Raw genomic sequence first — 11,208 nt, forward strand, 5'->3', positions numbered from 1 at the left:
GTCACACAAAGACCACGATCACGAAGATGAACGCCACGGCGACCGCCACGAACACCCACAGCTCGCCGAGCAGAATTGGCGGCATGTACTTCATCATCGACACGATCTCCGGATCCCTGGCGTGGGCCAGCGCCTGTTCGAAACCCGGAAACGGATATCCCGCCTGGTGCAGGAAAAACCACAGGCTGCCGAAGAGCAGCAGGCCGTTGAGCGCGCCGAGGACGATCCCCAACAGCCAATCCTGCAGTCGTTCGCGCAGGAAACGGTCCGCCGGAATCCACGGCAGGCGCGGGGTCAGGTATCCGAAATACGCCAGGATCGCGAACACGCCCGCCCGGATGGCGAACACTTCCGGCGCCGGGAGCGAAGCCATGAGCCCCGAGGCGTATTTGTCGAGCAGCATGTTGATGAACATCGCCAGCACCAGCGCGCAGCTGACCAACAGCTCCTTGGCCCATCCGCGCAGCGAGCCGATTGCCGCGAAGAACAGCACCGCCAGCGAGAACACCAGGGGCATGGTCATGGCGGATTATCCCGCTCCCGCCTGCCCTCGGCCGAAAAGGCCGGGGACGGGACGCTCCATCCGGCGGCCTGCCGCGCAGTCGCCGGCAGACGCACTTCTAGCCGCCGTATAGCCTAGGGCGCGGTCGTTCACTTCGGCCCTTCCTTGACCACCGCGACCACTTCCCCGGCCAATTTCAGGGCTGAGTTTTTCTGATTGATCTTCTCGAGCACCCGGCGCATGTCCTTGCGCCGCGGCTTGTCGGCCATCAGCGCCAGCACTTCCGCCGCCATCCTTTCCGAAAGGGTTTCGTCCGGCAGAACGACCGCCGCCCCCTGGGATTCCAGGTAGCGGGCGTTGGTGCGCTGGTAGCGCCAGGCGTGCGGGTAGGGGATCAGGATCGACGGCAGCCGGAAGTGCGGGTATTCCCCAAGCACCGAAGCGCCTGCCCGCGAAACCGCGATGTCGGCGGCCGCCAGGGCGCCGCCCATCTCCTCGTGCAGGTAGGGATGGGCGTGGTAGCGCGCCTTGTGCCACTTCGGCAGGTTGTGCCGCACCTTCTCTACTTCAGGCCAATCCAGGGTTCCGGTTATGTGTATCACGTGCATCTCCTCCAGCAGTTTCGGCAGCGCCGCCGTCAGCGCGCGGTTGATCGACCGCGCTCCGCGGCTCCCGCCGAATGCCAACAACACCGGCGCCTCCGCCGGGATCCCGAAGGTTTTCCGCCCTTCCGCGCGGGTCGCGCGCAGGATCTCCTCGCGCAACGGATAGCCGGTGACGACCACCGGTGCGCCCTTCGGGTAATGGACCGCCGAGCGGTCCGTCGTCACCGCGATCCGCCGCGCGAACCGCGCCGCGAACCGCGCCGCCAGCGCCGGTTCGATGTCCGGCACGTACACCACCACGGGAACGGCCCGCAGGCACGCCGCCAAAACCGCCGGGGCGGCCAGATACCCGCCCGTCACGAACACCGCCTGCGCTCCGAAGCAACCGATTTCCCGCCAAGCGTCCACCGTCCCCAGCAGCAGCCGGACCGCGTTCCCCGGCGCGGCTTTCCATCCGACCCCGTGCATTCCGGCGGCGCGGATCAGCCGGATGGGGATGCCGGCCCGCCGGACCAGATCCTCCTCCATCCCCCCCCGCCCGCCGAGCCACAACAGCTCGGCTTCAGGCGCTGAATGCCGAAGCGCCTGCGCCGTTGCGAGGGCGGGGTAGATTCCTCCCCCCGTCCCCCCGGCGCAAAGTAGTATCTTCACCCGTCGCCTCCGCGGCGCCGCCGCCTGGGCTGCGCGAGATGTTTAACAGCATCCCCATCGCTCCGAGCGTCAGCACCAGGTTCGAACCGCCGTAGCTGAAGAAGGGCAGCGCGTTCCCGGCGAACGGCAGGACCTGCAGGATCGTCAGGATGTTGATCACCGCCTCGAGCGCCACCCAGCTGGTGATTCCCGCGGCCAGCAGCAGCCCCAGTTCGTCGCGAGCCCGCATCGCGATCCGGTAGCCGCGCCAAATCAGCACGGCAAACAGGACCAGCACGAACAGCGCGCCGAGCAATCCAAGCTCCTCGCCGATGACCGCGAACACGCTGTCGGTGTGCGCCGCCGGCAGGGAAAAATACTTGAAGCGGCTGGCGCCGGCGCCCACTCCGAAGATCCCGCCGGAGGAAATCGCCGACAGCGCCTCGCGGATGTGCAGGTTCGCCTCGCGGATGTTCCGCCATCCGGCCAGGTAGTCCAGAATCCTTTGCGGCCGCATGACCCCCGCCAGGAGAATCCCGCCCACCCCGATCACCAGCGATCCGATCACCACGTTGTGGAGCTTCCCGCCGCCGAAATAAAACATCGCAATCCCGATCAAAACCACCGTCACGGCGGCGCTGTAATCCGGCTCGATCGCGATCAATCCGGAGAACAACGCGATCAGCGCCGCGTAGGGGATCAGGCCGAGCTTCACGTCGTGCAACACTTCGGCCTTGGATACCAGCCAGACCGCCAGGTAGATCACGGTGACCAGCTTCGCCAGTTCCGACGGCTGGACCGAATTTCCGAACAGGCCCACCCGGGTGAGGGAATCCCCCTTGAGGATGACCACCGCGATCAACGCGGCCACGGTCGCCAGCGCCAGCAGGACGACCAGGCCCTTGACCCGGAAGAAGATGTGGTAGTCGAGGACGTACATCACGCCCAGGAAGACCAGCCCGATCCCCGCCCAACCGAGTTGGCGCAGGAACAGCACCCACACCGACTCAGCCTCGTAATAGACGTAGGAGACTCCCCAGGTGGTGGAGGCGACCGTAATCAGCCCGGCCGTCAGCATGGTGATCACTACCAGCAGGAGGATCACGTCGAAGCCGAGGTCCGCGCCGGTCATGCGCTCCTTCCACTGCCCTCTCATTCGTCCTCCGCTTTCATCGCCCTCACCAAAGCCCGGAAGGCTTCTCCGCGCTCTTCGAAATCCTTGTACGCGTCGTAACTCGTCCCGCCCGGCGAGAGCAGGACCACGCTTCCGGGCCGGACGGTCTCGGCGGCTTTCCGCACCGCGGCTTCCAGGGTCGGAACGACCGCCACGCTGTAGGGCCGTTGCCCCGCTTCCGCATCCCCCAGCACCCGATGGATCAAGTCCGCCGCCTCGCCAAAGAGCACCAGGTGGTCCACCCGCCGGCGCACCAGGTCCGCCCACTCCTTCCACGGAAGGTTTTTATCCCTTCCGCCGGCCAGGAGGACGATCGGCTCGTCGAAGGAGCGGATCGCGGCGGCCGCCCGTTCCGGGGCGGTGGCGATCGAATCGTTGTACCAGTCGGCCCCGCGCCGCCGCGCGACGAACTCCAGCCGGTGCGGAACGCCGCGGAAGCCCGCCATGCCCCGGGCCAGCACGTCCGCCGGAATTCCGGCCGCCGCGCCGACCGCACAGGCGGCGACGGCATTCGCCAGGTTGTGCTCGCCGCGCAGCAGAACCGCTTGGCGGTCGGCGACCGGTTCGGCCTTCCCGCCGCGTTCGACCACGATCCGGCCGCCGTCCAGGTACGCCCCGTCGCCGTCCCAGGCTTTCGGGCTCAGGCTGAAGAAGGAGCGGCGCCCGCGCACGGCCGATTGCAGGCCGCGGGTCTCCGGCGAATCCCACCCCAGAACCGCGGAATCCTCCGCGGCCTGGAATTCGAATATGCGCATCTTGGCCCGCCGGTAGGCCTCCATGGTGCGGTGCCGGTCCAGATGGTTGGGCGTGATGTTGAGAACCGCCGCCACCTGCGGACTGCGCTCGGCCAGCTCCAATTGGAACGACGACAGCTCGAGCACGGCCAAATCCTCCGGCCGCATTTCATTCACCTCGTTCAACAGCGGATTGCCGATGTTCCCGCCCACCCAGGCTTTGCGGATCAAACCGGCTTCGGCGGCGCAGGCCGCCATCCGGCCGACGAGGGTGGTGGTGGTCGTTTTGCCCGAGGATCCGGTGATGCCGACGACCTTCGCCGGAGCCGCCTCGAGAAACAGCTGGGTGTCGTTGGTCAGCGGGAGCGACCGCTCCCGGGCCTCCGCAACGATCGGAAGGTCGGTGGGCACGCCGCCGGATAGGCACAGCAGGTCGATCCCCTCCAGCAATCCGGGAGGATGCCCGCCCAGCCGATACTCGACCTCGTATCCCGCCAACTCGTCCATCTCCTTTTTTAAGGCTCCGGCCTCCTTCATGTCAGAGACGGTGATCCGGGCTCCCTTTGCGGCCAGGTAGCGGACCAGGGCGGTACCTTGCCTGGCCAAGCCGAGGACTGCCACCCGTTTGCCCGCCAGATCCCGGGCCGCCATCTCACATCGCCTTGGCCAGCGCCACGCCGACCATCGCCGCCAGCAGCCCGATCAGCCAGAACCTTTGCACCACCTGGGTTTCGCTCCAGCCGAGCAGTTCGAAATGGTGGTGCAGCGGCGCCATCTTGAACAGCCGTTTGCCCTTGGTCATCTTAAAATACCCCACCTGCAGAATGACGCTGGCCGTCTCCGCCACCGGGATGATCGCGATCACCGGCAGGATCGCCCATTGGGCGGTCATCAGCGCGACGACGCTCAACACGGCGCCGACCGAAAGCGACCCGGTGTCGCCCATGAACAATTCGGCCGGGTGGGCGTTGAACCACAGGAAGGCAAACAGCACTCCGACCACCGTGAAGCAGAAGCTCATCAGGTACACCTGGCCCTGCAGGGCGGCGATCATCCCGTAGGCGGCGAAGGCCGTCGCGGAGATGATCCCCGCCAAGCCGTCGAGCCCGTCGGTGATGTTGACGGCGTTGGTTCCGCAGAGGATGATGAAAGCGGCGATCGGCACGTACCACACGCCCAGATTGATGTCGGCCGGGACTCCGGGCAGGTACATGTTCGGCACCCGCAGAACGTATTTCAACCCGACGGCCACGCCGACCGCCACCACGGCCTGCAAGGGGAACTTCACCCGGGCCCGCAGCGGCCGGCCTTTGAGGCCGAGCAGATCGTCGATCGCGCCCAATCCGGCGTAGACCACCATCACCGCCAGCGGCAGGAGGATGGATCCTCCGATGAGGGTCCGCCCGAGGATCGGCACCGTATTGAGCAGAAGGGTCATCGCCACCACCGGAATGACGATCAACAATCCGCCCATCGTCGGGGTGCCCAGCTTGGTCTGGTGGCTGCGCGGGCCTTCGACCCGGATCTGCTTCCCCACCCCCAAACGGCGCAGGATGCGCAGCAGCGGCCCGCCCCAGATGACCGTCAACGCGAAGCCGATGGCTCCCAAGCTGAGCGCCATCGGGACTCCTTCCATCATTCCGGCACCTCCAGCGAGAGCACGATGTCATCCAGCTTGAGCGCCCGCGAGCCCTTCACCAGCACCACGTCCCCCGCGCCGATCGACCGGCGCAGAAACTCGCACGCCTCCTTGGCGGTTTCGAACAACGCGATCTTGGCCGAGGAGAGGCCCTGCAAGTGCGCCTCGTCGGCGATCCAGCGCGCCTTCGGCCCCACCGCCAGCAGGAGATCCGCCACGTCCGCGGACCGCGCCCCGACCATCCGGTGCCCCGTCTCCTCGAATTCCCCGAGTTCGAGCATGTCGCCGAGGACCGCCACCTTGCGTCCGTCCAGCTCCGCCAGCAGGTTGAGCGCGGCGATCATCGAATCCGGCGAGGCGTTGTAGGTGTCGTCGATCAGCAGGGAGTCCCCCGGGCCGGTCACCGCCACCAGGCGCAGCTGGGTCGAAGGCGTCAGCAGTCCGCCGAGGATCTCCTGCCAGTTCAGCCCTTCCGTCAGGCCGACCGCCGAGGCGCGCATCGCCGTATGCACCGAATGCTGTCCGAGCAGCGGCAGGCGCACGTGCAGGGTCTCCCCTTCGTAGTGCAGGTCGAAACTCACCCCCTCGAGGCCCAAGCCTTCGATGCGATCGGACCACAAATCGGCCTCGGGCGACAGGCCGTAGGTGAAGATCCTGGCCTTGGTGCGCGGCGCCATGGCCCGCACCCGCTCGTCGTCGTAATTGAGGATCGCCGTCCCGTCTGCCGGCAGGGCTTCCACCAACTCGGCTTTGCCGTCCACGATCGCCTCGAGGGAACCGGCCCGCTCGAGGTGGACCGGGGCGATCATCGTGATCACGCCCACCTGCGGCCGGGCGATTTCGCACAAGAAGGCGATGTCGCCCTCCACGTAGAAACCCATTTCCAGTACCAGGCGGCGGTGGGATTCGGTCGCTTTAAGCATCGTCAGCGGAAGGCCGATTTCGTTGTTGAGGTTGCTCTCGTTGGCCAGGGTCGAATAGCGCGCCGCCAGCACGCTCGCGGTGAGCTCCTTGGTGGTGGATTTCCCCACCGAGCCGGTGATGCCGATCACCCGCACCTCGGGCAGCCGGAGCCGCCACGCGGCGGCGGTCCGTTGGAGCGCCTTGAGCGAATCCTTCACCCGCAGGCAGAGCTGCAGGGGTGTTTTCGGATCCGCCGCGGGGAGGACGGCGGGGTCGATCCGGCCGGACCGCAGGTCGACGGTTGCGAACCCCGGCATGTCCTTTTCCACCAGGGCGAACGCCGCCCCGCGCCGGAAGGCGTCGCCCACGTAATCGTGCCCGTCCACCTTCTCGCCGGGGAGCGCGATAAACAGACAGCCGGGAATGGCCTGGCGCGAATCGATCACCGCGTCGGTGATCACCCGGCGGGAAAGCGGCAGGGCGTCGTGCGCCCCCGCGCCGGCATCCGTCATCGCATCCCAGATCACGCCCAGAGTAAGCATAGGCTCCTGAATCAGCCGCCCGGAGAAAGCGTCAGCCGCACGTTGTCCGGCGGGATCCCGAGCAGCGTGAAAACCCGCGCCGCCAAGTCGGCGAATACCGGAGCGGCGGTGATCGATCCGTAATGGCGGTCGTCGGCCGAGGTCGGCTCGTCGATCCGGACATAAACCAGAATTTGCGGGTCGTCGACCGGCCCCCAGCCGACGAAGGAAGCGACCGTCTTGGTGGTCACGTAGGGCGGGATGTCGGCGGTCCCGGTTTTGCCGGCGATGCGGTATCCCTCCACCAGCGCCCGCGAACTTTCCTGTTCGAGCGAGGTGGCCAGCATCTCCGAAAGCGTTGCGGCCGTCGCGGCGGAAATCGGCTGGCCGAGCGGGACCGGCGCCACCGTGTGCACCCTGCCGTCCGGAAGGATGATCTGGCGGACGACGTGGGGGGTCATCATCACCCCGCCGTTGGCAACGGCGGAAACCGCCACGGCCATCTGCAGGGTTGTGGCGGAGACGCCCTGGCCGAAGGCATTGGTGGCCAGCGTTGAATCGGTCCAGGATTGGTCGCCCGGCCGGCGCAGGACTCCGCTGATCTCCGGAGCCATGTCGACTCCGGTCAGGCGCCCGATCCGGAAACGGTCCATGTATTCGTAGAACGGCCCCGCTCCGAGCTGGGTGGCCACCCAGGCCAGGCAGGTATTGATCGAATGGCGCAGACAGCCGGTCATATCCTGCGCGCCAAACCCGCCTTTCTGCCAGTTGTGGATCACCACCCCGCCGATCTCGATCCGGCCGGTATCCCAGAACCAGGTGTTGGGCTGGACCGCCCCGACATCCAGCGCAGCCGCCATCGTCAGCACTTTGAAGGTGGATCCCGGTTCGTACGGGGCGGCGACATTAAGCGAGACCACCTGCCCCTCCGGATCTATCGGTTGACGCCCTTTGGTGCGGAAAATATCCAAAAAATCCTCCGGCTCACGAAGATCGACGGCCGGATAATCCGCCATCGCCAGGATCTCCCCGGTCTTCGGATTTAAAACCAGGATCGATCCGCGCAGAGCTTCTCCCGCACGGATGCCCCGGACCAAAGCCGCCTCGGCCTCGGCCTGGATGTCCCGGTCGATGGTCAGCACCAGATCGGCTGGAGGCTGGGCCCGGTCGAGGTTGCTGGTGATCTCCACCGGCACGACCGTCCAGGAAACGTCCTCGCGCGCGCCCTGGAGAATGTCATTGTAGAACCGCTCGACCCCCCAATCGCCGATTTCGCGGTAGTAGCGGACGACCCCGTCGGCCGAACTCCCCAGGCCCGAACCCTCCTGGCGGCTGTAGCCGATCACCTCCGAGGCCAGTCCGCCTTCCGGATATTTACGGAAGTACCAAGCCTCGGTCCGGACGTTGTACAGCAAAACGCTGGCGGAATGGAACGTTCCGGTCGAATCCGCCCGCAATCCTTGCGCCACTTCCAAACCGAAATTCTGCTCCTCCGTGAGCCAAAGCGGGATCGCGAGTTGCTCGCCCTCGGAGTCGGCGGTCGTCCCGGCGATCAGGGTGCAGGTGGACAGCGGCTGTCCGTACTCAGCCTGCAAGCGTTCGTCCACCCGCCGAAGCATGTCGACCACGTCGGGGATGTCGATCTCCGCGCCGGAGGCGCGGGCGACCGCCGACAGCACATCGCTGAGCGACGATCCCGATCCTTCGGCCAAGCCGCCGAACTTTTCCATGTAGAGGTGGTACTGGCAGCTGTCGAGGTAGACGCGGTACTTGCTGTCGTTGCCCGCCAGGAGCCTGCCTCCGCGGTCGAGGATCCGCCCGCGCGGCGTCTCGATGTGCTGGGTCAGTGCGTAGGGAGCTTCGTCCAGCGCTTGGCGGTCGGCGGTCGGAAGAACCTGGAACCGCGCCAGCTGTACAAACACCAGCCCCAGCGGAAGCAACAAACCCAGCTGGGCGAATTTAATGCGGCGGTTCAGCGAGTGGTCCATCCTAGGTTCCACCCAGACTCAACAGCCACCGGAGAATCCATTCCAGCAGGGTTTCGCGGAATGCCGGCGAGACGGCGACGTCGTCTATGGTATAGAGCAGGCTGGTCGGACCGGCGGGGACCGGCTCCTCGGCCGGGGCTTCTTCGACCACGAGGTATTCGATTTCCTCGGCGGTCGCCGGGACGAATCCGAGCTCCGCGGCCCGGGTCCGCATCCATTCCTCCGATTGTTTTTCCGCCAGTTCCCCCGCCTGGGCTTCGAGTTGGCGCAGCCAGCGGTCGCGCTCGCGGATCAGGCTTTGCACCCGCAATCCCGCCTCCGCCGCCTGGGCTCCGGTGAAGACGAACAAGCCGAGCATCGCCATCAATCCGAACACCGAGGCCAACCCGATCGCCAGCAGGCGGGTTTGCTCCCGCCACGGGGCCTGTTTGTAGGCGCGGACCTTGCCCGGCGTAAGTTTGCGGATCGGCTCGTTTTGCATCGACCGTCAATTCCTTCCGCCGCGGGATTCCCCGGCGGCTTGCGCTTCCGGAAGGGAAAGGCGCTCGATCCCGCGCAACTTCGCGCTGCGGGACCTGGGATTGGCCGCGAGTTCGGCCGCATCCGGACGGACCGGCTTGCGGGTGATTTCTCGGAATGCGGACGGCGGCCGCGGGCCGGGAAGGATTCGCTCGCCCTTGGCCGTTTCCCCGCAAGCCCGGCGGAATGTCTGCTTCACCAGGCGGTCCTCCAACGAATGAAACGAGATCACCATCAGCCTCCCGCCCGTTTCGAGCGAATTCATCAACAGCGGCAGACCCTCCGCGAGCTCCTCCAATTCGCGGTTGACGGCAATCCGCAGCGCCTGAAACGTTTTGGTCGCCGGATGCACCCGCCAAGGCCGGCTTCCGGCGCCGACCGCGGCGGCCACTGCATCCGCCAACTGCCGCGTGCCGCTCAGCGGCCGGGCCCGGACGACCGCCCGGGCGATCCGCCGGGCGCGGGGCTCCTCGCCGCAACGGAACAGGATCTCGGCGATCTCATCCTCCGGAAGCGTATTCACCAAATCCGCCGCCGTCTCCCCTCCCGAGCGGTCGAAGCGCATGTCCAGCGGGCCGTCTTCGCGGAAGGCAAACCCGCGCTGCGGATCGCCCAGCTGGAGGGATGAGAGGCCGAGGTCCACGACGATTCCCGCCACCCGCCCCCAGCCGACTTCCTTTAATATCTCCCCCGCCCTGCGGTATGACGCCTGGCGGAGAATCAGCCGGTCGGCAAAGGGAGCCAGGCGGCGGGCGGCGGCGCGCAGGGCGTCCGGGTCGCGGTCCAGCCCGAGCAGGCGCGCGCCGAGTTTGAGAATTCCTTCCGCATGGCCGCCGCCTCCAATCGTCCCGTCTACGTAGGGCCGTCCGGGTTGGGGATGGAGCCATTCCAAAACCGATTGGTAAAGAACCGGAACGTGCTCCGCCGAACCGGTATCCGCCTGCACGGCATTCCTCACGGTCCGGTGGTAAGATCGAGCTCGGCGAACCGGCGCGCGTTGGTTTCGGAGTCGTTCAATTGGGCGAGTTGTTCGCCCCACTTCTGCGCGTCCCAAATTTCCAAGTATTGGCCGGCGCCGATAAACACCACCTGGTTCTGCAGGCCGGCGTACCCTCGCAGGTATTCGGGTACGACGACCCGGCCCAAGCTGTCGAGGTTGGCGTCCGATGCGCCGCCGAAGAGCAACCGGAAGAGCGCCCGGTGGGAGGGGTTGGTGGAGCTCAAGGCATGGGCCTTCTGCTCGAGAACTCGGAAGGTCTCAAGCGGGTAAACTTGGAGGCAGGGCTCGAAGCCGCGAGTGATCACCAACCCGTTGGCGAAACCAGCGCGTAGTTTGGCCGGGATGGTTACCCGGCCTTTCTCATCGAGCGTATGAGCATACTCTCCTAAGAACATTTGTTCGTCTTTCTATTTTAAAAACAGGTGCCGGTATGACCGGCATCTTAACCCACAATCTTCCATTTCATTCCACAATTGCCCACAGTATATATCAATCCACCCACCAAGGCAAGTAGGAATAGGTCCCGTCCGGCAACCCCAGGCCCTACGGCCTGACGTTCCTCGGACCTTGCCCAGCAAGGTTCTCCGGATTGCAGGAAAGCGATCACCCGGCTTGAAAGCGAACCGGAGTTCGCCGGAAAGAGGCGGCCGCAAGCAGGCGACATCCTCCACCATTTGGTGTGAACCTGTCCGCACATTACTAAGGGATTGAATTAGCCATTCAAAAACCGCGTGGCATCAAGGAGCGCTGCCTCCAAAAACAGCGCAGCCCGCCCCGCACAACGGGGCTGTCGATAAAGTGAACCAATGGTGTTTGTGGAAAATTCCCTGCCGGAGATAGTTTGTTATTCCCGCGTGGGTTTAGCGGGAATCCAAGGTTTCCATGGCTGGATGCCCGCTTAAAACGCGCGGGCATGACAATGGTTGTCATCCCCGAGTGGGTTTATCGGGGATCCAGGGCGGACGGTTCAGGATTCACTCCGATGGTTCCTGG

General features: G+C 65.8%; 9 protein-coding genes and 1 pseudogene. All 10 read right to left on the minus strand.

Going from position 1 to position 11,208, the window contains the following annotated elements:
• Window position 1: 1 nt before the first annotated feature.
• The 10 genes and pseudogenes from JW929_03315 to mraZ all read right to left on the minus strand — a co-directional run bounded on the left by JW929_03315 (window position 2) and on the right by mraZ (window position 10,610).
• A complete protein-coding gene (locus JW929_03315; protein ID MBN1438416.1) occupies window positions 2-523 on the minus strand; it encodes a hypothetical protein in 522 nt (173 codons plus the stop codon).
• A 128-nt stretch (window positions 524-651) separates the two neighbouring features.
• Window positions 652-1,758, minus strand: coding sequence for a UDP-N-acetylglucosamine--N-acetylmuramyl-(pentapeptide) pyrophosphoryl-undecaprenol N-acetylglucosamine transferase (locus JW929_03320; GenBank protein ID MBN1438417.1), 1,107 nt, complete (start codon window positions 1,756-1,758; stop codon window positions 652-654).
• The gene (locus tag JW929_03325) at window positions 1,670-2,893 is read right to left on the minus strand and encodes an FtsW/RodA/SpoVE family cell cycle protein (GenBank protein ID MBN1438418.1); all 1,224 of its coding nucleotides are present in this window, start codon (window positions 2,891-2,893) and stop codon (window positions 1,670-1,672) included. Before JW929_03325 ends, JW929_03320 begins: the two co-directional genes overlap by 89 nt.
• Entirely contained in the window at window positions 2,890-4,296 is a 1,407-nt protein-coding gene (gene murD / locus JW929_03330; protein MBN1438419.1) for a UDP-N-acetylmuramoyl-L-alanine--D-glutamate ligase, read from the minus strand. Before murD ends, JW929_03325 begins: the two co-directional genes overlap by 4 nt.
• Window position 4,297: 1 nt before the next feature.
• Window positions 4,298-5,281, minus strand: a complete 984-nt coding sequence (locus JW929_03335) for a phospho-N-acetylmuramoyl-pentapeptide-transferase (GenBank protein ID MBN1438420.1) — start codon at window positions 5,279-5,281, stop codon at window positions 4,298-4,300.
• The gene (locus JW929_03340; GenBank protein ID MBN1438421.1) at window positions 5,281-6,729 is read right to left on the minus strand and encodes a UDP-N-acetylmuramoyl-tripeptide--D-alanyl-D-alanine ligase; all 1,449 of its coding nucleotides are present in this window, start codon (window positions 6,727-6,729) and stop codon (window positions 5,281-5,283) included. The genes JW929_03335 and JW929_03340 overlap by 1 nt, the downstream gene beginning before the upstream one ends.
• An 11-nt stretch (window positions 6,730-6,740) precedes the next feature.
• On the minus strand, window positions 6,741-8,696 hold the full coding sequence (locus tag JW929_03345) for a penicillin-binding protein 2 (protein MBN1438422.1): 1,956 nt from the start codon (window positions 8,694-8,696) through the stop codon (window positions 6,741-6,743).
• Between the two features lies 1 nt (window position 8,697).
• Window positions 8,698-9,177, minus strand: a complete 480-nt coding sequence (locus JW929_03350; protein ID MBN1438423.1) for a hypothetical protein — start codon at window positions 9,175-9,177, stop codon at window positions 8,698-8,700.
• A 6-nt stretch (window positions 9,178-9,183) separates the two neighbouring features.
• On the minus strand, window positions 9,184-10,161 hold the full coding sequence (gene rsmH / locus JW929_03355; GenBank protein MBN1438424.1) for a 16S rRNA (cytosine(1402)-N(4))-methyltransferase RsmH: 978 nt from the start codon (window positions 10,159-10,161) through the stop codon (window positions 9,184-9,186).
• Window positions 10,162-10,169: 8 nt separating this feature from the next.
• Window positions 10,170-10,610: pseudogene (mraZ, locus tag JW929_03360) on the minus strand (division/cell wall cluster transcriptional repressor MraZ).
• Window positions 10,611-11,208: the final 598 nt, after the last annotated feature.

This window comes from Anaerolineales bacterium (assembly GCA_016928575.1).
Lineage (GTDB): Bacteria > Chloroflexota > Anaerolineae > Anaerolineales > RBG-16-64-43 > JAFGKK01.